21 protein-coding genes, 1 tRNA gene and 2 pseudogenes are annotated in these 22,073 nt (G+C 74.9%); 12 read left to right on the top strand and 12 right to left on the bottom strand.

Annotated elements, in window-relative coordinates:
- The 3 genes and pseudogenes from EDJALFJO_RS12890 to EDJALFJO_RS12880 form a co-directional block, all read left to right on the top strand.
- Window positions 1-368, top strand: a pseudogene (locus EDJALFJO_RS12890) (hypothetical protein); the annotation flags it as partial.
- Window positions 365-1,780 carry a hypothetical protein gene (locus EDJALFJO_RS34975; RefSeq protein ID WP_198950251.1) on the top strand — a complete coding sequence of 472 codons (1,416 nt, stop codon included), beginning with the start codon at window positions 365-367 and terminating at the stop codon, window positions 1,778-1,780. The pseudogene EDJALFJO_RS12890 and the gene EDJALFJO_RS34975, both read left to right, overlap by 4 nt.
- Window positions 1,781-1,828: 48 nt before the next feature.
- Window positions 1,829-2,461: a hypothetical protein gene (locus EDJALFJO_RS12880; RefSeq protein ID WP_088285808.1), complete on the top strand. Its 633-nt coding sequence runs from the start codon at window positions 1,829-1,831 to the stop codon at window positions 2,459-2,461.
- Between the two features lie 760 nt (window positions 2,462-3,221).
- Here the strand turns inward: EDJALFJO_RS12880 and lysA are convergent.
- The 3 genes from lysA to EDJALFJO_RS12860 form a co-directional block, all read right to left on the bottom strand.
- Window positions 3,222-4,649: a diaminopimelate decarboxylase gene (gene lysA / locus EDJALFJO_RS12870; protein ID WP_088285804.1), complete on the bottom strand. Its 1,428-nt coding sequence runs from the start codon at window positions 4,647-4,649 to the stop codon at window positions 3,222-3,224.
- Window positions 4,650-4,750: 101 nt separating this feature from the next.
- Complete coding sequence (argS, locus tag EDJALFJO_RS12865) at window positions 4,751-6,427, bottom strand: arginine--tRNA ligase (RefSeq protein WP_088285802.1); 1,677 nt, start codon at window positions 6,425-6,427, stop codon at window positions 4,751-4,753.
- A gap of 65 nt (window positions 6,428-6,492) precedes the next feature.
- Window positions 6,493-7,749 carry an MFS transporter gene (locus EDJALFJO_RS12860; protein ID WP_088285800.1) on the bottom strand — a complete coding sequence of 419 codons (1,257 nt, stop codon included), beginning with the start codon at window positions 7,747-7,749 and terminating at the stop codon, window positions 6,493-6,495.
- Window positions 7,750-7,781: 32 nt separating this feature from the next.
- Between EDJALFJO_RS12860 and EDJALFJO_RS12855 the strand changes: the two genes are divergently transcribed.
- Window positions 7,782-8,507, top strand: a complete 726-nt coding sequence (locus EDJALFJO_RS12855; RefSeq protein WP_088285798.1) for a FadR/GntR family transcriptional regulator — start codon at window positions 7,782-7,784, stop codon at window positions 8,505-8,507.
- A gap of 23 nt (window positions 8,508-8,530) precedes the next feature.
- On the opposite strand, the gene EDJALFJO_RS12850 is transcribed toward EDJALFJO_RS12855, so the two are convergent.
- Window positions 8,531-8,941, bottom strand: coding sequence for a VOC family protein (locus EDJALFJO_RS12850; RefSeq protein ID WP_088285796.1), 411 nt, complete (start codon window positions 8,939-8,941; stop codon window positions 8,531-8,533).
- 162 nt (window positions 8,942-9,103) lie between these two features.
- On the opposite strand from EDJALFJO_RS12850, the gene EDJALFJO_RS12845 reads away from it, so the two are divergent.
- A tRNA-Arg gene (locus EDJALFJO_RS12845) sits at window positions 9,104-9,175 on the top strand.
- Window positions 9,176-9,387: 212 nt separating this feature from the next.
- Here the strand turns inward: EDJALFJO_RS12845 and EDJALFJO_RS12840 are convergent.
- Window positions 9,388-9,810, bottom strand: coding sequence for a DUF2809 domain-containing protein (locus EDJALFJO_RS12840; protein WP_143448544.1), 423 nt, complete (start codon window positions 9,808-9,810; stop codon window positions 9,388-9,390).
- A 680-nt stretch (window positions 9,811-10,490) separates the two neighbouring features.
- Here EDJALFJO_RS12840 and EDJALFJO_RS12835 point away from each other — a divergent pair.
- The 3 genes from EDJALFJO_RS12835 (at window position 10,491) to EDJALFJO_RS12825 (ending at window position 13,926) form a co-directional block, all read left to right on the top strand.
- Window positions 10,491-11,453 (top strand): glycoside hydrolase family 11 protein, encoded by a 963-nt coding sequence (locus EDJALFJO_RS12835; RefSeq protein WP_088285816.1) that lies wholly within the window; start codon window positions 10,491-10,493, stop codon window positions 11,451-11,453.
- Window positions 11,454-11,508: 55 nt separating this feature from the next.
- Window positions 11,509-12,480: a polysaccharide deacetylase family protein gene (locus tag EDJALFJO_RS12830; protein WP_198950250.1), complete on the top strand. Its 972-nt coding sequence runs from the start codon at window positions 11,509-11,511 to the stop codon at window positions 12,478-12,480.
- Between the two features lie 111 nt (window positions 12,481-12,591).
- On the top strand, window positions 12,592-13,926 hold the full coding sequence (locus tag EDJALFJO_RS12825) for a PP2C family protein-serine/threonine phosphatase (RefSeq protein WP_088285790.1): 1,335 nt from the start codon (window positions 12,592-12,594) through the stop codon (window positions 13,924-13,926).
- A gap of 28 nt (window positions 13,927-13,954) precedes the next feature.
- Here the strand turns inward: EDJALFJO_RS12825 and EDJALFJO_RS12820 are convergent, their stop codons facing one another.
- The 5 genes from EDJALFJO_RS12820 to EDJALFJO_RS12800 all read right to left on the bottom strand — a co-directional run bounded on the left by EDJALFJO_RS12820 (window position 13,955) and on the right by EDJALFJO_RS12800 (window position 17,926).
- A complete protein-coding gene (locus EDJALFJO_RS12820) occupies window positions 13,955-14,794 on the bottom strand; it encodes an EamA family transporter (RefSeq protein WP_088285814.1) in 840 nt (279 codons plus the stop codon).
- Window positions 14,795-14,862: 68 nt separating this feature from the next.
- On the bottom strand, window positions 14,863-15,546 hold the full coding sequence (locus EDJALFJO_RS12815) for an FMN-binding negative transcriptional regulator (protein WP_088285788.1): 684 nt from the start codon (window positions 15,544-15,546) through the stop codon (window positions 14,863-14,865).
- Window positions 15,547-15,602: 56 nt separating this feature from the next.
- Window positions 15,603-16,319, bottom strand: coding sequence for a B3/4 domain-containing protein (locus EDJALFJO_RS12810; protein ID WP_088285786.1), 717 nt, complete (start codon window positions 16,317-16,319; stop codon window positions 15,603-15,605).
- Window positions 16,312-16,935 (bottom strand): helix-turn-helix domain-containing protein, encoded by a 624-nt coding sequence (locus EDJALFJO_RS12805; RefSeq protein ID WP_088285784.1) that lies wholly within the window; start codon window positions 16,933-16,935, stop codon window positions 16,312-16,314. The genes EDJALFJO_RS12810 and EDJALFJO_RS12805 overlap by 8 nt, the downstream gene beginning before the upstream one ends.
- Window positions 16,936-17,005: 70 nt before the next feature.
- Entirely contained in the window at window positions 17,006-17,926 is a 921-nt protein-coding gene (locus EDJALFJO_RS12800; RefSeq protein WP_088285782.1) for a polysaccharide deacetylase family protein, read from the bottom strand.
- A 240-nt stretch (window positions 17,927-18,166) separates the two neighbouring features.
- Here EDJALFJO_RS12800 and EDJALFJO_RS12795 point away from each other — a divergent pair, with 240 nt between their 5' ends.
- From EDJALFJO_RS12795 to ygiD, 3 genes are read left to right on the top strand one after another with little or no spacing between them, the layout of a single operon-like run.
- Window positions 18,167-19,306, top strand: coding sequence for a hypothetical protein (locus EDJALFJO_RS12795; protein ID WP_088285780.1), 1,140 nt, complete (start codon window positions 18,167-18,169; stop codon window positions 19,304-19,306).
- A gap of 60 nt (window positions 19,307-19,366) precedes the next feature.
- On the top strand, window positions 19,367-19,918 hold the full coding sequence (locus EDJALFJO_RS12790) for a VanZ family protein (RefSeq protein WP_088285778.1): 552 nt from the start codon (window positions 19,367-19,369) through the stop codon (window positions 19,916-19,918).
- 47 nt (window positions 19,919-19,965) lie between these two features.
- The gene (gene ygiD / locus EDJALFJO_RS12785; RefSeq protein ID WP_088285812.1) at window positions 19,966-20,754 is read left to right on the top strand and encodes a 4,5-DOPA dioxygenase extradiol; all 789 of its coding nucleotides are present in this window, start codon (window positions 19,966-19,968) and stop codon (window positions 20,752-20,754) included.
- 56 nt (window positions 20,755-20,810) lie between these two features.
- Here ygiD and EDJALFJO_RS12780 read toward each other — a convergent pair whose 3' ends face one another.
- Together EDJALFJO_RS12780 and EDJALFJO_RS35585 are read right to left on the bottom strand one after the other, a co-directional pair.
- Window positions 20,811-21,311 (bottom strand): hypothetical protein, encoded by a 501-nt coding sequence (locus tag EDJALFJO_RS12780; RefSeq protein WP_088285776.1) that lies wholly within the window; start codon window positions 21,309-21,311, stop codon window positions 20,811-20,813.
- An 88-nt stretch (window positions 21,312-21,399) separates the two neighbouring features.
- On the bottom strand, window positions 21,400-21,801 hold the full coding sequence (locus EDJALFJO_RS35585) for a hypothetical protein (protein ID WP_233149836.1): 402 nt from the start codon (window positions 21,799-21,801) through the stop codon (window positions 21,400-21,402).
- A gap of 1 nt (window position 21,802) precedes the next feature.
- Between EDJALFJO_RS35585 and EDJALFJO_RS35580 the strand changes: the two are divergent.
- Window positions 21,803-22,073: pseudogene (locus EDJALFJO_RS35580) on the top strand (hypothetical protein); the annotation flags it as partial.

Raw genomic sequence — 22,073 nt, 5'->3', positions numbered from 1 at the left:
CGCGGGGAGGTGCAGTGGTTCGCTGGGAGTCGACGGCGACGCAGACCGCCGGGTCGGGTCTGCGGGAGCAGGGGCAGGTCCTGGCCGGCGCGGCCGGGGTGGTCGCCGCCGCCGGCCGGACGCCGCCCGGGACGTCGGGGCACACGCACGTGAGCGCCGGGCTGTCCGAGTTCGCGGCGTACTGGGAGCCGTTCCTCGTCACGACGGCGCAGGCCGCGGACGTCCTCGCGCAGCACGTCGTCGGGGCCGGCGAGGCCTTCGCGGCGCTCGACGCCTCGCTCGCGGGAGCCGCGGCGCCGGTGCCGTCCGGGCCCGCGGCGCCTGGGCCCGCGGCGCCTGGGCCCGCGGCGCCCGGGGCGCCCGGGTGAGCGGCCTGCTCGACACCCCGGTCGCGGCGTCCCGGCTGACCGTCCCGCCGGGTGACCCGGCCGCGGTCCGGTCCCTCGTCGCCGCGCTGCGCTCCGCCCGCGACGAGGTCGGCGGCGCCGCCGGCGCCCTCGGCGCGCTCCCGCACGCGTGGCAGGTCCCGTGGCAGGGCGTCGCCGCGACGGCGGCCCAGGAGGCGGTGCACGGCCTGGCGGTCGCCGTCCGGACCGTCGTCCACCCGCTCGACGTCGCCGCGACCGCGCTCGACCGCTGGGCCGCGGCGCTCGAGGACGCCCGGGTCGAGATCGGCCGGCTGCAGCGCCACGCCGACGACCTCGCGGCAGACGCGTCCCGGCGCCGGACGGCGCTGGTCCGCGAGATCGAGGCCGCCCAGGCCGCGCCCGTGGCACCGCAGCCGCTGCTCGGCGGCAGCCCCGGTCAGGCCGAGACGCTGCGGATGCGGCTCGACGTGCTCGACGTCGAGGCCGCCGGCGACCAGCACGACGTCCGCCGGCGCGCGGGGGCGGTGACGGCGCGGCTCGACGACCTCGCGCTCGACGTGCGCCGCACACTCGAGCAGACCCGGCCCCCGGTGTACCGCGGGCACCGGGAGTCGTTCTCGGACTGGCGGCAGCGCGCGATCTCCGAGGCGCTGTCGCAGGTGCCGGGCCTCGCCGAGCACCCCGAGACGGTCGCGGCCGCGGTCTGGGCCTTCATGACGGCACCCCAGCTCGCCACGGTCGGCGTCGGTGTCTTCTCCAAGGCCAAGCAGCTCTACGCCGTCCGGTTCGTCACGGGCTCGACCTTCACGGCGAAGTCGATGCCTCTGGGGCTGCGCGCGGCCGCCCGGCTGCCGTGGCTCGAGCCGTTCCTCGGCAAGGGCGCGATCGGCGAGTCGCTGCTCATCGGCAACGCCGCCAGCCGGTCGATGCCGCTGTGGACGGCGGCCGCCCGCGGCTGGGAGGCCGCCTCGCTGGAGACGGGCCTGCTCGCCCGCGGCTCGACGCTCGTCCAGGGCGTCGGGGTGCTCCGGGCCACCGGGGTCGTCGGCGGGGTCGTGTCGACCGGGGTCTCGCTCGCGAACGTCGTCGCCCAGGGGAACCCGGTCGACGCGTTCAAGGAGAACGGGGCCGGCTACGTCGCCGACCTCGCCGAGGTCGGGTTCAACGCCTCGTCCACGGCCTTCCTCCTGGCGCCCAACCCGGTCACCGCGGGTGCCGTCGTCGTCACCGGCGTCGTCTGGGCGGGCGCCGAGCTCGTCGACCACTGGGACGACGTCACGCAGCTCGCCTCGGACGGGCTGGACACCGTGGCGGACGCCGCGGACGCGGCGGTCGACGTCGCGCAGGCGGCCGGCGACACCGCCGTCGCGGGCGCGAAGAAGGTCGGGGGCTGGCTCAACCCGTTCGACTGACCTGCCCCCGCCCTGCCCCGCCCCGACCCGGAAGGTCCGTCCGACCCCATGACCACGTGGCTCCGCCTGAGGTCCGCACCCCGTCGCGGCGGTGCGGACCCGGCCGTCGTCGGCGGCGACACCTCGCCGTTCCGGCTCGACGAGCTCGCGGACGACCTCACGGTCCTGCTCCACGACGACCGGCCCTGGGCGGGCGTCGCCTCGAGCGCGCCGGGGACGGTCGGCGGCGGCGCGACCGGCGCCGTGGTGGTCTGGGGCCCGGACCTGCTGACCGTCCGGGTCGTCCCGCCGCGCCCGGTCGCGGGGCCCTGGCTGCGGTTCGAGCTCAACGGCCGGCCGACGACCTTCCACGTGCACGGCCCCGACGGGGAGGTCCTCGACGGGGCCCTCGACCAGCCCGGCACCCAGACCCGGCTCCGCCGCGTCGTCGGGTCCTGGAGCCGGACGGCGCTGACCGTCCGGGTCCGGGTCGGGGGGCGCACGATGTTCCTGTCCGGCCAGGGGGTCGGGGGCTGGCGCGTCCGGACCGCCGACGGCCGACCGGTCGCCGAGGCCGCGGCCGGCGGGCTGCGCGTCGCCCGGGAGGCCGACCCCGTCGAGCGGTCCGCCGCGGTCGCCGTCACCCAGTCGGTGCTGCGCAGCTCCTACCTGCCGCTGTCCACGCTCTGGCCCACGTCCTGACGCCCGACCACCTGACGCCCGACCAGCTGCCCGGAGGCGACGAGAGATGACCACGACGTCCACGACGACGTCCGCGGAACCCCCTGCGGGGGCGGTCCGCCCGCTCACCGAGCGGGCCGCCGCCGACCTCGGCCGCGGCCGGGTCCGGCTGACCGTCGAGCACCTCGCCGTCGTCGCGCAGCGGCTGGCCCACGGCACGGTCCAGCCGGCGCTCGCGGCGTACGACGCGGACCTCACCGAGGCCGGCCTCGTCGGCCCCGACGGCGCGGTCCCGGCCGAGGTCGCCGACCTCGTCGCGACGTTCGCCGGTCCGACCCTGCTCGCCGAGGTCGAGACGAGCGCCGCCGGCGAGGTGGTCTCCCACACCGTCGCGCTGCGCGGCAACAGGGCCTGGTCGTCGGAGGGCTGGCCGGGCTCGGCGCTGTCGGAGTACGTGCCGTTCGAGGCGACCCTGCTCGTGCCGACCCTGGCGCGGCTCGCCGACCTCGCGCTCGACGTGCGCCGCACACTCGAGCAGACCCGGCNGGACGACGTCCGCGCGGTCGCCGTCCTGGACGCGGGTGCGCTCGGGCTGTGGCTGCGCGAGGAGCCCGCCGAGCCGATCGGCCCGCAGGGGGTGCCGCCCGGCGCGGTGCTGCGGCTCGTGCCGGTCTCGCCGGGCGACGCGTGGCGGGCCCTCGTCGGGCTGCTCCCGGAGCCGGCCGCCGGCTGACCGCCCGAGCGGCTGACCGAGCGGCTGACCGCGCCCCGGGCGCGGTGGTCAGCCGATGTCGAGCGCGAGCAGGTCGTCCTCGGTCTCGCGGCGCACGAGCACGCGCGCCTCGCCGTCCCGGACCGCGACGACGGGCGGGCGCGGCACGTGGTTGTACTGGCTCGCCATGCTGCGGCAGTAGGCGCCGGTGCCCGGGACGGCGACGAGGTCGCCGCGGCCGGCGTCCCCGGGGAGGAACTCGTCGCGGACGACGATGTCCCCGCTCTCGCAGTGCTTCCCGACGATGCGGGCGAGCACCGGCGGCGCGGCCGACTCCCGGGAGGCGAGGGTGCACGAGTAGTCGGCGTCGTAGAGCGCGGTGCGGATGTTGTCGCTCATCCCGCCGTCGACCGCGACGTACCGGCGCACCGCGCCGTGGTCGAGCTCGACGTCCTTGACCGCGCCGACGGTGTAGAGCGTGAACGTGCTCGGGCCGGCGACGGCCCGGCCGGGCTCGACGCTGATCCGCGGGACGGCGATCCCGAGACCCCGGCACTCGCGGGCCACGAGCTCGGCCATCTGGTCGGCGAGCGCCTTGGGCTCGAGCGGGTCGTGCTCGCTCGTGTAGGCGATGCCGAAGCCGCCGCCGAGGTCGACCTCGGGCAGCACGACGCCGTGCTCGCGCTCGACCTGCGCGACGAGCCCGAGCACACGGCGGGCCGCGACCTCGAAGCCGCCGGTGTCGAAGATCTGCGAGCCGATGTGGCTGTGGATCCCGCGGACGTCGAGCTCGGGCCGGTCGAGCGCGGCCCGCACGGTCGCCGCGGCGACGCCGCCGGAGAGCGAGACGCCGAACTTCTGGTCCTCGTGCGCCGTCGCGATGTACTCGTGGGTGTGCGCCTCGACGCCCACGGTGACCCGGATCATGACCGGCACCCGGACGCCGTGCCGCGCCGCGACGTCCGCGACCCGGCCGACCTCCTCGAGCGAGTCGACGACGATCCGGCCGACGCCGGCCGCGACGGCGCGCTCGAGCTCGGCGTCGGACTTGTTGTTGCCGTGCAGGCCGATCCGGGCCGGGTCGACGCCGGCCCGCAGCGCGACCGCGAGCTCACCGCCGCTGCAGACGTCGAGGCAGAGCCCGTCCTCGGCGACCCAGCGGGCGACCGCCGTGCAGAGGAACGCCTTGCCCGCGTAGTAGACGTCGGCGCCGGCGAGGTCCGCGAACGAGTCGGTGAACGCCTCGCGGTAGGCGACCGCGCGGGCCCGGAAGTCCGCCTCGTCGAGGACGTAGGCCGGCGTCCCGAACCGGGCGGCGAGCTCGGCGACGGGCAGGCCGCCGACCTCGAGCGCACCGTCGGCACCGCGGCGGACCGTCGCCGACCAGAGCTGCGGGAGGAGCTCGTTGACGTCGCCGGGCGGCCGCAGCCACGCCGGGACGGTCGCGACGCCGCCGTAGCCGGGCGAGTGGAGCGCGCCGGCCTCATGTGCACCCATGGGTCAGAACCGTTCTCGTGGAAGGGGTCCGGACGTCGTGCACGAGCGGCAGTGCCTGTGCGTCGGTCCGGTCGTGGTGGTCCGGTCGTCGGGTCGGGCGGTCACATCCGCTCGGGCGCGCTCACCCCGAGCAGCCCGAGCCCGTTCGCGATGACGACGCGGGTCGCCTCGGCGAGCCACAGCCGCGCGCGGTGGACGTCCTCGACCGGGTCGTCACCCTGCGGGATGACCCGGCACGCGTCGTACCACTTGTGGAAGTAGCCCGCGAGCTCCTCGAGGTAGCGCGCGACCCGGTGCGGCTCGCGCAGCTCGGCGGCGTGCGCGACGACCCGCGGGAACTCCGACAGGGCGGCGAGCAGCACCGACTCGGTGTCGTGCGTGAGCAGCGACGGGTCGAAGGCCGCGGCGTCCATGGACAGCCCCGGCACGTCGGCGGCGTTGCGGACGATGCCGCTGATCCGGGCGTGCACGTACTGCACGTAGTAGACCGGGTTGTCGTTGCTGTGCTTGGTGAGCAGGTCGAGGTCGATGTCGATCTGCGAGTCCACCGAGGAGCGCGCGAGCGCGTACCGCGCGGCGTCGGTGCCGACGGCCTCGACGAGGTCCTCGAGGATGACCACGGTGCCGGCCCGCTTGCTCATCCGCATCGGCTGGCCGTCACGGACGAGGTTGACCATCTGGCCGATGAGGATCTCGAGGTTCTTCCGAGGCGTGTCGCCGAACGCGGCGCACATCGCCATCATCCGGCCGATGTACCCGTGGTGGTCGGCCCCGAGCATGATGACGACCCGGTCGAAGCCGCGTTCCCGCTTGTCGAGGTAGTACGCGAGGTCGCCGGCGATGTACGCGGCCTCGCCGTCGCTCTTGATGACGACGCGGTCCTTGTCGTCCCCGAACTGCTCGGTGCGCAGCCAGGTGGCGCCGTCCTTCTCGTAGATGTGGCCGTTGGCGCGCAGCCGCGCGACGGCCCGCTCGACGGCACCCGAGTCGTGGACGTCGTTCTCGTGGAAGTACACGTCGAAGTCGACGCCGAACTCGTGCAGGGAGGACTTGATCTCGCCGAACATGAGGTCGACGCCGCGCGCCCGGAAGACCTCCTGCGCCTCGTCGTCGGGCAGCGTCAGCGGGTCCGGCCCGCCGGCGGCCGCGGCGTCGGCGAGGACGCGGGTGGCGATGTCCTCGATGTACTGGCCGCCGTAGCCGTCCTCGGGGGCCGGGTCGCCCTTCGCCCTGGCCAGCAGCGAGCGGGCGAACCGGTCGATCTGGGCGCCGTGGTCGTTGAAGTAGTACTCCCGGGTGACGCTCGCGCCGGTCGCCTCGAGGATCCGCGCGAGCGAGTCGCCGACCGCGGCCCAGCGGGTGCCGCCGAGGTGGATCGGGCCGGTCGGGTTCGCGGAGACGAACTCGAGGTTGATCCGCTCCCCCGCGGCGCCGTCGGTCCGGCCGTACCCGGTGCCCGCCTCGACGATCGTGCGGGCCAGCTCACCGGCCGCGGCGGCGTCGAGGACGATGTTGAGGAAGCCCGGCCCTGCGACGTCCACGCTCTTGACCCCGGGCACCTCGCCGAGGCGCGCCGCGAGCAGCGTCGCGACCTCGCGCGGCGGCCGGCCGGCCGCCTTGGCGACCTGGAGGGCGACGTTCGTCGCCCAGTCGCCGTGCTCGCGCTGCTTCGGTCGCTCGACGCGGATCTCGCTCGGCACGGCGACGGCCAGGTCGCCGGCGTCGACGGCGGCCTGCAGGCACGCACGGACGGCGGTGGAGAGCTCGCTGGGGGTCACCGTGCAAGGGTAACGGGCGGTGCCCGTCGCTCCGATCGGGTTACGCCGGGCCGGGCCGGCCGGCGTCAGCCCCTGGCGGGCAGCGCGTGCACGCGTTCGAGGTCGTCCTCGAGGGTCCGGGTGCCGGCGAGCCACGCACCGAGGACGACGAACGCCATCGACGCGGCACCGAGGAGGAACGGCAGGTCCCAGCGGCCGGTCGCGCCGGCGACGGCCCCGGCGGAGAACGGCCCGGCCGCCGCGACGAGGTAGCCCACGCCCTGGGCGAAGGCGGACAGCGACGCCGCGGTCGCCGGGGTCCGGGTGCGGAGGTTGACGAGCGTCAGGGCGAGCGGGAACAGCCCGCTCCCCCAGCCCGCGACGAGCACCCAGAGCAGGGTGAGGGTCGCCGGGGCGAGGGCGATCCCGACGTACCCGGCGGCCATGCACGCGGCGAACGCGGTGACGAGCGCGAAGGTGTTGCGGACCCGGGCGGCCAGCCGCGGCACGACGATCGAGGCGGGCAGCCCCATCGCGCCGAAGACCGCGAGCATCACCGCGGCCCGCTGGTCGCCGACCCCGGCGTCCGTGAGCCGGGTCGGCAGCCACGTGAAGCCGATGTAGGAGGAGAAGGACTGGAAGCCGAAGACGAGGGCGACACCCCAGGCGACCCGGCTGCGCCAGACGGGCAGGCGGTGGTGCGGCGCGGCCCGCTGGTCCCCGGCGGGACGCCGTCCCGACGGAACGACGCGCGGGTGCGCCGCGGGCACGAGCCAGGCGACGGCGATCACCGCGGCGACGGCGCCCCAGAGCGCGAGCGAGACCCGCCAGCCGGTGACCTCCGAGCCGGTGGCGCGTGCGACGGCGTCCGCCACCGGCACCGACAGCAGCGGCGGCACCGCGACGCCCGCCGTCACGGCGACGAGGTACGCACCGGTGACCTGCGGGATCCGGTCGGGGAACCAGGCCTTGACGATCGGCGGCAGGACGACGTTGCCGCCGCCCATCGCGACGAGGACGACGACCGACGCCGCGAGGAAGGGCCAGGCGCCCGGCGCCCACGGCCGCACGAGCTGGGCACCCGCGGCGACGACGAGCAGGAGGACGGCGATCCGCTCGGCGGAGAGCCGGCGCAGCAGCCACGGCACGAGCAGCCCGGCGGCGGCGAAGCAGAACGGCGGCAGCGAGCCGAGGAGCCCGGCCTCGGTCACCGACAGGGGAACGCCGTCGACGATCCGTCGCAGGAGCGAGGACGTCGCGGTGACCGCCGGACGCAGCGTGATCGCCAGGAGGACAATGGCCACGAGGACCGCACGCCGTCGGGGGGCGGTCCGCTCAGCCATTCGCCGAGCGTAGCGACAGATAGGATGACCAGATGACGTCGGCCACGAGCGACCGGGCCGGCTCCTCGGCGGAGCCGCCCGTGCTGCGCGCTGCACGCCGCACCGGTCTCATCGACCAGGTCATCGACCAGCTGCGGGACCAGATCACCGGTGGCACCTGGGCGATCGGAGCCCGGATCCCCACCGAGGCCGAGCTCGCCGCCCTCACCGGGACGAGCCGCAACACGGTCCGCGAGGCCGTGCAGTCGCTCGTCCACGCCGGGCTCCTCGAGCGCCGGCAGGGCTCGGGCACGTACGTCCTCGCCGCGAGCGAGCTCGCCGGCGCGGTGAGCCGCCGGGTCGCCGGCGCGCACGAGCACCACATCCTCGAGGTCCGGCGCACGCTCGAGGTGGGCGCGGCGCGGCTGGCCGCCACCCGCCGCACGCCGGACGACGTCGCCCGGCTGCGCGGCCTGCTCGCGGAGCGCACGGCGGCCTCGCACCGCGGCGACTTCGAGCGCGCCGTCGAGCTCGACGTCGACCTGCACCGCGCGATCGGCCACGCCGCGCACAACCCGGTGCTCACCGACCTCTACGAGAACTTCCTCGACGCCCTGTCGGAGAGCGTCCGGCTGAACTTCGCGATGGTCGGCCACATCGACGACGACGAGCACGCGGCGCTCGTCGACGCCATCGAGGCCGGCGACGGCGACTCCGCCGCGACCGAGGCCGCCTGCTACCTCGACCTGCTCCTCGACGAGGTGCCCGACCCCGCCTGACCGGGGCCGGGCCTCGCGACCGCCTAGAGGTCCTGGCCGACGTCCACCCGGTTGCCGTCCGGGTCGGCGAGGACGAACGTGCGCATCCCGTAGTCGGCGTCCCGGATCCCCTTGACGATCCGGACGCCGTGCGCGACGAGGTGCTCGTAGAGGCCGTTCGCGTCCTCGACCATGAGGTGCGCGACGTTCCGGACGCTCGCCCGGTGCGTCGGGTCGAGGTCGAGGTGGAGCTCGGCGGCGTCCTTCTCGAGGATGACGAACCCGACCGGGTCCCCGTTCTCGAAGACCTTCTCGAACCCGAGGACGCCGACGTAGAACGCGAGCGACCGGTCGAGGTCGGTCACCTGGACGGCCGCCGCGATACGCCCGAACCGGACGGCGTGCGGCGGGGTCCCGGCGGGAGGCTGTGCGGGGGTCTGCTGCGACGTGGTCATGACACGCTCCGAGGACGGCGCCCCGCCGCCGGGGCGGTGCCCGGTGGTCCGGTCGAGGGCGTCGGTGAGGCGGAGCGGTGTCCGCAGGCTGACACGCCGATGCTAGCCGGAACCCGTTTCGAGGGGCACCGGTCAGGCTGGTAAGGTCTCGTCCGTTCCTGAGCCCCCGTAGCTCAGGGGATAGAGCACCGCCCTCCGGAGGCGGTGGCGCAGGTTCGAATCCTGCCGGGGGCACGTCTTTCTGCAGCAGATGGGGCTGAGATGCGCTAAGCGCGTCTCAGCCCCATCTGCGTCCCCGGCACGATGACGGGAGCCGGAACCGACGCCGCGACGAAGGAGCGGCGACGGTGACGGCGACTCCTGCCGGGGGCCAGGCGACGCCGGTTCCTGCCGCCACACCTCCCGGGACGGCAGCGCCTCCCGCCAGGCCGAGACGACACAGTGCCTCACGAAGAGGTGGCACTCCGCCGCGGCCGCGACCGGTCACCCAGGCCACGGACCACGGCGACGCCCGTCGCCCCGATCACGTACGCCACCAGATCCCACGCATCGAACCCCGCCCCGAGGACGAGCGCCGACAGCGGGAACACGTCTGCCGCCGCCCGGGGCAGGTCGCTCAGCTGGAGGAGCTCGACGGCGAGGCACCAGGACAGCGCTGCCACGAGCGCGAGCCACCCGGGCCGGCGCGGCCAGAGGACGACGACCAGCAGGTAGACCATGGCGGCGTACAACGCGTCCCCCGCCTTGTCGCCGACCCAGCCGCTGCCCGCACCGTGCACGGCGAGGCCCAGGACCACGACCACCGCCAGATGCAGCCAGGGCCTGCGAGCCGCGGCGCCGCCGTCCGCCTCGTGGCCGGTCGCGATCACCACGGCAGCGTAGCCAGGCGCCGGCGCAGGCACTCCGGCCGGCACACCTCCCCGGAGCAGTGTGCCTTCCACGGGATCGTGACCGATCTCGCGGCACTGCGCCGCGGGATCGGTCACGATCCCGGGCCGCCGGCGGTCGCGCAGCGGCGTGGCTGATCACGCCTCCGGCCTCTTGTCACTGTCAGTGACACAGATGCTCAAAACAGGCTCTAGTGTGACGGATCATCGTTAGATAACGTTATCGATATCGATATCGACAAGCGCCGATGGCACGGTTCGCGCCGCACAGGCGATGCGCACCGGTGCCCCCGGGCCGTGAACCCGCAGCCCTGTCCGGGGCGGCCGAGGAACGAACCGGCCGCCTCGGGCAGCACCACCACCGCAGCCACGCCCGAACCGCATCCTCGTCGACCCGCCACGCCCGCAGCGGGGACCGCCCCCGCCGGCTCGACGACCACAGACCCCCCGCGACGGCGCGGGGCGGCATCCAAGGACGGAGCTCCACGATGGGACACCCACGGACAGATCGCAGGGGTCGCGCCGCCGCAGGTGAGGCGACCACGCTCACGACGACCGGCGGGGTGCCGGTGGCGGGCAGACGCGACGCAGCCTCACGGCCGTCGCCTCTGCGGCGCCACCTCCGGCACGCGCGAGCGGTCGCACCCGGTCGTGCCGGCGTGATGCGCCGGCTGCGGGGATGGTCGCTGCTGCCGCTGCTCGCGGCCGCCTTCGTGCTCTTCGGAACGTCCAACGCCAGCGCGTCGACCCCGAACGGGACGGGCACCCACAACGGCTACTACTACTCGCACTGGTCCGACGGTGTCGGCAACGTCGACTTCACCCTGGGAGCCGGCGGCAACTACAGCTACCAGTGGAGCAACGTCGGCAACTTCGTCGGCGGCAAGGGCTGGGCCACCGGCGGGCGCCGGAGCGTGAGCTACTCGGGCACCTGGAGCACCAACGGCAACGCCTACCTGGCGCTGTACGGCTGGACCACCAACCCGCTCGTCGAGTACTACGTCGTCGACAACTACGGCTCGTACAAGCCGACCGGCACCCCCTACGGGACCGTGACCACCGACGGCGGCACCTACGACATCTACCGCACCCAGCGGGTCAACCAGCCGTCCATCAACGGCACCGCGACCTTCTACCAGTACTGGAGCGTCCGGCAGCAGAAGCGCACCGGCGGCACGATCACCACCGGCAACCACTTCGACGCCTGGGCCTCGAAGGGCCTCAACCTCGGTACCCACAACTACATGGTCCTGGGGACCGAGGGCTACCGGAGCAGCGGCAGCTCCAACATCACCGTCGGCACGACCACCGCCGGCGGCGGCGGGGGCGGTGGCGGGACGACGCCGCCGCCGAGCAGCGGCGGCTGCACGGCGACGCTGTCGGCCGGTGACAAGTGGAGCGACCGCTACAACCTCAACGTCACCGTCTCCGGCAGCAGCGCCTGGACGGTCACGATGAACGTCCCGTCGCCGGAGAAGATCATCGCCACCTGGAACACCGCGGCCACCTGGCCGAGCGCCCAGGTCATGACGGCCAAGCCCAACGGCTCCGGCAACACCTTCGGAGTCACCCTCCAGACGAACGGCACCTGGACCTGGCCGACCGTCTCCTGCCAGGCCGGCTGAGCAGCCGGTACGAGAGGAGAACGTGATGTCCTTCAGCAGATCAACGATGACCAGGATGGCCATGCTGGCCGTGGCAGCTGCGGCCCTGGCAGGCCTGTCGACCCTCGCCGCGACGAGTTCAGACGCGGCCACCTGCAACGGGTACGTCGGCCTGACCTTCGACGACGGTCCCAACTCCGGGAGCACCCCGGCCCTGCTCTCGGCCCTGACGTCGAACGGTGCCCGGGCCACCCTGTTCAACATCGGCCAGAACGCGGCCGCCAACCCTGGCCTGGTGTCGCAGCAGGTGCAGGCGGGCATGTGGGTGCAGAACCACAGCTACACGCACCCGCACATGAACTCGATGTCGTCGTCCCAGATGCAGTCCGAGCTCTCCCGGACCAACACGGCCGTCCAGAACGGTGGCGCGCCGAGACCGAACCTCTTCCGGCCTCCCTACGGCGAGCACAACTCCACTCTCGACTCCGTGGCCGCGGGCCTCGGGCTCAGGGTGGTCACCTGGGACGTCGACTCCCAGGACTGGAACGGCGCCAGCACGGCGTCGATCGTCGCTGCGGCCCGGCGGCTGCAGAGCGGTCAGGTCATCCTCATGCACGACGGGTACGCCACCACCCGGGCGGCGATCCCGCAGATCATGGCCGACCTCACCGCACGCGGTCTGTGCCCCGGCATGATCTCCGCCTCCACCGGCCGGGCGGTCGCGCCCGGCAGCAGCACCGGCGGCGGTGGCAGCACGCCCCCTCCGACCGGCGGTGGTGGCAGCTCCTGCACCGCGACCCTGTCGGCCGGTGACAGGTGGAGCGACCGCTACAACCTCAACGTCACGGTCTCCGGCAGCAGCACCTGGACCGTGACGATGAACGTCCCGGCACCGGCGAAGATCATCGCCACCTGGAACACCTCGGCCACCTGGCCGAGCGCCCAGGTCATGACGGCCAGACCCAACGGCTCCGGCAACACCTTCGGGGTCACCGTCCAGGCGAACGGCACGTGGACCTGGCCGACCGTCTCCTGCCAGGTCGGGTAGCAGTGACGTGGGGCCCCGCGGTCGTCGACCGNCGACCGCGGGGCCCCACGGCTGAGTCCCCCGGGCCCGGCTCGACCGCCCATGATCGCGGGCCGGGCCTAGGCTGCACCCGTGGCGGGAGAGCACGGCGTGGCCGGAGGCGGCGAGCGGCTACCGGGGCTGGACCAGCAGGCCTCGCAGGCCGTGCTCAGCCCGAGCCGGTTGCGGGCGGTCGCGGCGACCGGGCTGCTCGACACCGCGCCCGAGGAGGCGTTCGACCGCTACTCCCGGCTGGCGTCGACCCTGCTCGGCACCCCGCTGTCGTTCGTCACCGTCGTCGACGACACCCGCTCGTTCTGGAAGAGCTGCATCGGCGTGGAGTCGGACGACCCGGCGGACCGGCAGAACACGGTCCAGGAGTCGTTCTGCCAGTACGTCGTCGCCTCGGGGAAACCGCTCGTCGTGGACGACGCCGCCACGGACCCGCGCACGCGGGACAACCCGTCGGTCCGCAGCATGGGCGTCGCCGCCTGGGCGGGCTGGCCGGTCTGGTCGCCGGACGGCGAGGTGCTCGGCACCTTCTGCGTCGTCGACACCACCCCGCGCACCTGGACGGAGCGCGACGAGCAGGTGCTGGAGACCCTGAGCCAGGCCGTCGCCGGCGAGATCGCGCTCCGCGCGTCCCGGGACGAGGCGTACGCGGCGGCCGAGGACCTGCGCCGGGCGAACCAGGCCTTGAGCGGGCTCGCGCGGACGCTCCAGGAGAGCCTCCTGCCGCCGCGACTGCCGGACCCGCCGGGCCTCGAGGTGGCCGCCCGCTACCTGCCCGGCAAGGGCGGCGCCCAGGTCGTCGGCGACTTCTACGACGTGTTCCCGCTCGCGTCCGGCCGGTGGGGCGCGCTCATCGGGGACGTCTGCGGCCACGGCGTCGACGCCGCGAGGACGACCGCGCTGGCCCGGCACACGATCCGGACGGCGGCCCTCGCCGAACCCGCTCCGAGCCGGGTCCTGGGCGTCCTCAACGACGCGCTGCTCGCGCGGGACGAGGACGACCAGGAGTTCGTCAGCGCCGTCTACGCCGTCCTCACCCCGCTGCCGGACGGCGGCGTCGGCGTGGTGGTCTCGCGCGCGGGCCACCCGTCGCCGGTCGTCCACCGGGCCGGTGCGCAGGTCGAGGCGGTCGCGGACGGCGGCCTGCTCCTCGGCGTGCTGCCCGACGTCCGTCTGCCCGAGACGACCCTCACGCTCGCGCCGCGCGATGCCCTCGTCCTGTTCACCGACGGCCTCACAGAGCAGCCCGACCCCGCCGGGCGGCAGTGGGGCGAGGCCGCCCTGCGTGCCGTCGTCCGCCGCGGGCAGCCGACGGCGGGCGCCACGGCCGACGCCGTCGTGGACGGCATGCTCGCGCACGCCGCCGCGGAAGAGACCCGCGACGACGCCGCCGTGCTCGTACTCCGCGTCCGTTGAGCCGGCCCCGGGCCGTCCGGGCCGTCCTCTACAACGGCTCGTGCACCAGGGCTGCGACCTGCCGCCCGTCGGTCGGGGGACGCCGTCCGCCCCGCTGCGCAGCGGCCCCCGCCACCACGACGAGGGCGATGCCCAGCACCTGGGTGGGGGTCGGTCTCTGGTGCAGCACCAGCGCTCCGAGCAGGACGCCGATCGCGGGCTCGAGCGCCATGAGCGTGCCGAACGCGGCGGAGGTGAGCCGGCGCAGCGCGAGCAGCTCGAGCGCGAACGGCAGCACGGGCATGAGCAGCGCCAGTCCCGCGGCGGTCACGACGACGCCGGCGCTGAGGTGCCCGGCCGCCTGCGGGATGCCGACGACCGCCGCCGTCACGGCCGCGACCGGCGCGACGAGCGACAGGCCGCCGAGCCCGGCGAAGCGGTCCCCGACCTGTTGCGTGAGAACGATGTAGACGCCCCACCCGACGGCCGCGAGCGCCGCGTAGGCGACGCCGGCCGGGTCGACGGTGCCGTGCCACGGCTCGGTGAGCAGGACGACACCCGACAGCGCCAGGGCCGGCCAGACGAGCGCGCGGACGGCGTGGCTGCGGACGGCGGCCACGGTGAGCGGGCCGAGGAACTCGATCGCGACGACCGTCCCGAGCGGGATGCGTTCGAGCGCGGCGAGGAAGGCGATCGTGACGATCCCCGTCGTGACCCCGAGCCCGAGGAGCGCGGGCAGGTCCCGGCGGCGGACGTCGCGCAGCGGCGGCCGGGCCAGGGCGAGGAAGACGAGCGCTCCCAGGCTCTGCCGCAGCCAGGCGGTGCCGGCGGGCCCGATGGTCTCGACGAGGCCGACGGACAGGGCCGAGCCGAGCTGGACGGACAGCATGGCCGTCACGGCCAGCGCCCACGGCGGCACCGCCGCGCGAGCAGGCAGGCGGGCGGACAGGCGAGCGGTCACGACGGGTCGACCGGCGCCCGCGTGCCACGGTGCGTCTGCCATTCCCCGATCGCCGCGAGGCGCCGGCGCTGCTGGACGGCGGCGCCGGCGTCCTGCCCCTGGCCACGCCCTTCCAGGGAGCCGACGACCCGCTCGCGGTGGTCGACCGGGTTGGAGTCGTCGTACTTGAACTTCGCCTCGACCCGCAGGACGGCGAGACGGATGCCGCGCAGGCCGGGCAGCATCCGGCCGTAGGGCTCGGCGTCCGTCGCGACCGGGGCGTGGCCGCCGTCCGGCTCGAGGTCGGCGAGCTGGGCGGTGAGGATGTCGACCTTGCCCTGCGGGTCGTCGACGACGGAGGGCCGGCACACGAACTGCACCGTGGCGTAGTAGCTCGTCGGGACGCCGTCCTCGTCGGGTCCGCCGGCCCTGGCCCGCCAGTGGCTGGGGACGTAGGCGAAGTCACCCACCACCGCCAGGCGCACCTGCTCGGCGGCGAGCAGGTGCCGCCAGACCGGGTTGGGCCGGGCCAGGTGCAGGAGCAGCTCGTCGCCGGCCAGGGTGAAGTGCGTCGGCTGCACGAGCGGCGCCTGCGCGGGGTCGAGGTTGTTCACCGCGAGCACCCCGAAGCGGTCGGTGCCGGCGAGCCACTCCTGCCACTCGGCGGCATCGAGCGCGGCGTCCCAGGGATGGATGAGCATGGGAAAGTCCTTCTGCGGGAGGGGAACGTGGGGCAGGTGCGACGGGCCGGTCCGGATCAGCCGCGGACCAGGCGCTGCGCGGACCGGACGTCGGGACCGAGCCGGTGCAACCGGGTCAGCAGGTCGTCGGCGGCCGCCTGCAGGGCGTCGTCCGGCAGCGGGCCGAGGGCGTCGAGGATGAACAGCGCCGACGTGGTGTCCTCGCGCAGCTGCGTGCGCCGGCCCTGGCGCCAGTTCCAGCGGCGGCAGGTCACCCCGGCGTCGTCGCACCACACGACCTCGCCGGGCTCGGGGTGCTCGACGACCGGGCCACCGTCCGCCGTGGTGTCGAACGGCTCGCTGCCCGTCGCGCGGACGAGCCGCGGCGGGCCGGCGTAGCGGGTGAGGTCCTCGCCGCCGAGCGGGACCCGGTGCAGCACCGAGACCGCGTTGTAGAGGTCGGTGAGCCGGTTGACCCGCGGCAGCCCGGCACCGGCCCGGCGCACGAGCGCCTCGAGGCTGTTGCGGGTGCGCTGCGGCTTGGCCCCGAAGGCCCGGTAGGCGTCACGCCACGCGGCCACGTGCGGCACCTCCTCCACCGGGACGTCGCGCAGCATCTCGCGCGCGGCGTCCTCGGCGGCCCGCAGGAACGCGTCGCCGTCGTCGTCGCTCGGCCCCGGGACCAGTCCGTCGACGGCGAGGAGGACGGCCCGGTAGTCGGGCCTCAGCGCGAGCACGTCGGCACCGACGACCGCCCCGGCGAGGAACTCCTCGAGCACACCGCTGTCAGTCATGGACGACCTCCGATCGGGACGCCGGGAGGGAGCGGGAGACCGCCCCGCTGCGCGGCTCGAACACGGACAGGGAGAACCGGGCCGGCTCCTCCCCCGGGTTGGTGTAGCCGTGCGCGACGTCGCCCGGGAACGCGACCGCGTCACCAGCCCCGAGGACGACGGTCTGGTCCGCGACGTCGACGCAGACCGACCCGGCGTGGACGTGCAGGAGCTCCTTGGTGCCCGGCGCGTGCGCCTCGCTCGGGTGCACGTCCCCCGGCCCGAGCGTCCAGTCCCACAGCTCGAGGACGTCCGGCTGGTCGGTCGCGGTGACGAGCACCCCGCGCCCGCCGTGGTCGCCCCGCCACAGCACCGCCCCCGCGCCGTGCCGGGTGACCTCGAGGGCCGCCCGGCGGGGCGGCTCCACGAGGGCGGGCAGCCCGACGCCGAGGGCGTCGGCGAGCCGCAGCAGCGTCCCGACGCTCGGGTTCACCGCGCCCTGCTCGACGTTGACGACCATCCGCCGGCTCACACCGGCCGCCGCCGCGAGCTGGTCCAGCGTCCAGCGCCGGGCCTGCCGCTCCTGCTTCACCCGGGCACCGATCGCCTGGGCGAGCACCGCTGCTCCGTCGTCCACAAGTGCACGATACTGCACCGACAGAGCACTGGATGTCGGGCCCGGCGAGCCGCCGCCCGCCCCGCTCGGGTCACGACAGGAGCGAGTCCAGCGACACCGGGGTGTACCCGCGGCTGCGCAGGCCGGCGACGACCCGGGGCAGCGCGTCCGCGTCGAGGGTGGTGCCGTCGTCCGGGTTGGAGCCGATGTGCATGAGGACGATCGCGCCCGGGCGCAGGCCGTCGAGCACCCGGGTCTCGACGGTCGCCGCGCTCTGGCCGCCGCTCGTGCCCTTCCAGCCGAGCGTGTCGACGGTCCACCGGATGCACGCGTAGCCGCGGTCGTTGGCGTCGGCGATCGTCCGGGAGTCCCTGGCGCCGAAGGGGAACCGGAACCACGGCCGCGGGTCCTGCCCGGTCACCGCGAGGATCCGGGCCTGCGCCGAGGCGATCTGCGCGTCGACCCTCGCGTCGCTCAGGGTCGTGAGGTCGAGGTGGTCCTGGGTGTGGTTGCCGATCGTGTAGCCCCCCGCGGCGATCGTCCGGGCCCGCGCCGGGAAGGTGTCGACGAAGTCCCCGGTGAGGAAGAACGTCGCCTGGGCGCCCGTCGCGCCGAGGGTGCCGAGGATCGAGGCCAGGCCGTCGGCGTTCGCGCCGGCGTCGAACGTCAGGGCGACGACCCGGGCGGACGACGGCAGCACGGTGAGGTCGGCCCCCGCCATCCCGGCCGGGACGCCGGGCGCTGCGGTCGTCGTCGTGCCCGGCGGGCCGGACGTCGTCCGGGTCGCGGACGTCGTGCGGGGCGTCGTCGTGCGGACCGCCGTCCGGGTCGTCGTCCGCGCCGTCGTCCCTGTGCTCGCACTCGTCGAGGGGGCCGTCGAGAGGGCCGTCGTCGGCAGCGCGGTCCCGGACGGCGTGACCGTCCCGGCCGAGGTCCCCGCCCCGCATCCCGCGAGGACCACGGCTGCGATGGCGATCGCGCCGGGAAGCCCGGCACGCCAGCGGCCGGTCACCCCTCGATCGTGCGCCCGCGGACCGGCTGCCGCACCGGGCCGATGGTCGCCGCTGCCTCGCTCCTGATGGCAGAGCAGATCAGGCACCAGGTGTGTACCCGAAACGGCCGCCCCGGAGGCGCGGAACGGTGCACAGCGGGTGCCTGACGGGGCCGGCGGTCGACGACGTCCCAAACTCGTCGCTCTCCGTAGGTCTTAGATGAGCGTTCAGTGAACGATCCCCGGGTACGGTCGGCCCTCATGAGCCAGAGCACCTGGACGCCACCTCCAGGCCGTCGCGACATCACCACCGACCGGCTGTCGGTCGACCCCGTCAGGGCGCTGCCCGCGATGCACGGCGGCTGGCTGTACGCCCTGACCGGCGTCCGCAACCCCGCCCCGGAGCCGAAGGCCACGTGCGCCGACTGCGTCATGTGCGCCGGCGTCGGGCGTTCCAACAGCCGGGTGACGTTCTCGCCGGACGCGAAGTGCTGCAGCTACATCCCGCACGTCTCGAACTTCCTCGCCGGGCGGGCGCTCGCCGGCCCGGGGCGGGAGAGCGTCGAGCTGCGGATCCGGCGGCGCAGCGGGGTCAGCCCGCTCGGGCTCGGCCTCAGCCCGGACGACCTGCGACGCCTCGCGGACACCCAGTCCCGGTTCGGGTCGACGGCGATCGTCCGCTGCCCTCACTACGTCACCGAGACCCAGGGCTGCAGCATCTGGGAGTCCCGCAACGCCGTCTGCTCCACGTGGTTCTGCCAGCACGAGCGGGGCGACGTGAGCCTGCAGTTCTGGCACGCCGTCCGGAACCTGCTCGTCACCGTCGAGGAGCACCTCGCGCGGCACTGCCTCGAGAGCAGCGGCCTGCCTGCGGAACAGGTCCGTGCGGTGCTCGACAACCGGACGGCGATGCGCGAGGCCGTCGGGCGGGCGAACGCCGGCGAGGACCCGGCCGTGGACGCCGCCCACGAGGACTCCCCCGAGCTGCACTCCCGGCTGTGGGGTGCGTGGGAAGGCCGCGAGGAGGCGTGGTTCGCGCGCTGCGCCGAGCTCGCGGACACCGTGAGCGACGCCGCGCTGCGCGACCTGCTCGGGCAGACGCCCGAGGTCGTCGAGGCGGTCCGCACCCGGCTCGACGCGCTCGGGCGGCACGAGCTCCCCGACCGGCTGCGCTTCGAGCCGGGCGCCGCGAGCGAGGCCACGACGGACGTCCTGCGCCTGGTCGGCTACAGCCCCTTCGACCCGCTCGTCCTGGCCGCCGACCTCGAGCCCGCTCTGTGGCAGCTCGACGGCCGCCCGGTCGCCGACGTCCTCGCGGCAGCGGGCCCCGGGGGCCGGCTCGACGAGGACGTCCTCGGCCGTCTCGTCGACTTCGGCCTCGCTGTGACACCGGACGCATAGTCCCGCAGACGGGCGCGGCCGCCGGACCCGCCCGCGCACCGTCGGCTAGCGTCGACCGGGATGGGACTGGTCGGCTACCTCGAGCAATTCGTCACCGGTGTCCTGCGCGAGCTCGGCAGCCTCGTCCTCGTCGTCGGCGTCGTCGCCGGGGCGCTCGTCGCGCGGCCGGTCGGCCGCCGCCTCCACCGGTCGCCGTGGCTGGTCCTCGCGGTCGTCGTCTCCCTGACGCTCGTCGCCGCGACGACGCTCGTGCCCGGGGACTCGGTGTGGCAGTTCCTCCGCGACCCGATCGAGGACCCGTCGCCCCGTAGCTGCGTCGCGGGCGGCGTGCGGCGGATGGTGAGCACGCTGTGGGCGGACCCGGGCGGCGTGCTCAACGTCGCGCTCTTCGTGCCGGCCGGGCTGACGCTCACGCTGTGGACCCGGCGCCCGCTGCCCGTCCTCGCCGCGCTCTCCGTCGCGTCCCTCGGCATCGAGACCGTGCAGCTCCTCATCGACCGGCAGTGCCAGGCCGGCGACTGGCTGGCGAACACCCTCGGCGCGGCGGTCGGGGTCGGCCTGGCGGCGTACGGTGGAGCCACCCGCCGCCGTCCCACCGGGAGTCCCGCATGAGCCTCGACGTCCCCGCCACCGGCTCCGGACCCGGCGCCCCGCAGCGGATGCCCGCCGCGTTCTTCGGCCACGGCAGCCCGATGAACGCGCTCGAGCTCAACCGGTACACGCAGGCGTGGACGGCGTTCGGCGCCTCGGTCCCCCGGCCGCGCGCGATCCTCGTCGTCAGCGCGCACTGGTACATCAACGCGACCGCCGTCACCGCGATGCCGCGGCCGCGGACGATCCACGACTTCTTCGGCTTCCCCCAGGAGCTCTTCGACGTCCAGTACCCGGCGCCGGGGCTGCCGGAGCTCGCCGACGAGGTGAGCGACCTCGTGAGCCCCACGTGGGTGGGCGCCGACATCGACTCGTGGGGCATCGACCACGGCACGTGGTCCGTGCTGCGCCACGCCTTCCCGGACGCGTCGATCCCCGTGGTGCAGCTCTCGATCAACGCGTACAAGCCGATGGACTACCACGTCGACCTCGGTGCGCGGCTCGCGCCGCTGCGCGACAGCGGCGTCCTCGTCGTCGCGAGCGGCAACGTCGTCCACAACCTCGCCGGCGTCGACATGGCGCAGCCGGACGGCGGGTTCGACTGGGCGCAGCGCTTCGACCGGGACGCCGCGGAGATGCTCCTCACCGACCCGGCCGACCTCGCCCGGCTCGACGCGCACCGCGACTACGACCTCGCCGTCCCGACCCCGGACCACTTCATCCCGCTGCTCTACCTCGCGGGCCTGGCCGCGGCGGACGGGCCGCGGGCCGCCGCGGACACCCGGGTGCTCGTCGGCGGCTGCGCGTACGGGTCGCTCTCCATGAGCGCCTACACGCTCGGTCTCGACGCGGCCTGATCCGCTGACGCGGCCTGACCTGCTGACGCGGCATCCGGACGACGCGGGTCAGGCGGTCAGCCTGCCGCCCGGACGACGACACCCCAGACCCCTGACATCACGACCGGGCCGGGGAGGGTGTCGGGCCGGGCGGTGGTGAACAGCCATGCCTCGTGCGGGGCGGCGCACAGCGTCGCCCGGTCGCCCGCAGCGAGCGGGGCGAGCGTGCCCGAGGTCAGCAAGGGCTCGTCCCACCGGTCCGGGTAGCGGCTGACGAACCCGTACGAGGCGCCCAGCTCCCGCGCGCAGCGGGCCAGCAGCTCGGTCGTGAACCGGGCCGCCGTGCCATCGGGACCGTAGGCCTCGTTCGAGGAGTACGTGACCGTGAGCAGGTCCGCACCCCGCGGGTGACGCCGCTGGGACAGCGTGCCGTCCGCGATCCCGAGGACGTCCCACCAGCGGGCGCCGGCGTCGCCCTGAGGCCGGGGGTCCACCAGGTCGGCGATCGGCGGCGGCAGCCGGTCGAGGTCAAGGGAGCCGGGCGGCAGCACCACGACCACCCCGTGCAGCATCGTCACCGGCCCGTCCCGGCGGGGGCCGCGCCGCTCACGGCGACAGGTCGCACAGGAGCACCCCCTCGGCCCCGGCTTCCTCGTGCACGGTGCGCTACGCCCGGGTGATCGGCACGCAGTTGCCGGTGTGGAACCCGCCGTCCACGGCCGTGACGAGACGGTGCCCGGCGTTCGCGATCCGGGCGCAGACCTTCGGGGCGTCCCCGATCGCCTTGGTGTAGTCGCGCCCGCTGGCCTTGCGGACGGAGGGGTTCGCGTCCTCGACGTACCAGTGCCCGGGGTTCGCGGCCTGCCGGCCCATCGTGTCCTCCACGGGGTCGCTGCCGTCGCCGCCGTAGATGTGCAGGTGGTAGCCGCCGCTGACGTTCGGGCTCGCGCCGTCGAAGCTCGCCGAGTACTCGATGGTCAGCACGAGGCCGTCGAACGTGGCGCTCTTCAGGCACACCCAGCGCGGGTTCGCCTTGATCTCGTCGGTGCACCGCTCGTCGGCGGGCACCGTGGCCGAGGCGCTCGCGCTGCCCGAGCCGGACGGCGATGCCGAGGCGCCCGCGGACGGGCTGCCGGTCGCCCCGCCGGACGGCGACGCGGCCGCGGACCGGCCCCGCACCCAGGCCGCGGTGACACCGGCGATGGTCCCGAGCAGCGCGAGCCCCACGACGGCCGCGAGCACCCGGCTCGCACGGACCCGCCCGGGCGCCGGTCGGGGCCCGGGCTGCTTCGACGGGGCCAAAGGCACCGGCGATGGCGGCGTACGCGACGCCGCCCGCA

This window comes from Kineosporia sp. A_224 (assembly GCF_002198655.1).
Taxonomy (GTDB): Bacteria; Actinomycetota; Actinomycetes; order Actinomycetales; family Kineosporiaceae; genus R-H-3.
Note: the sequence above shows the minus strand (reverse complement) of the source record. Positions and strands in the feature narration are given on the sequence as shown.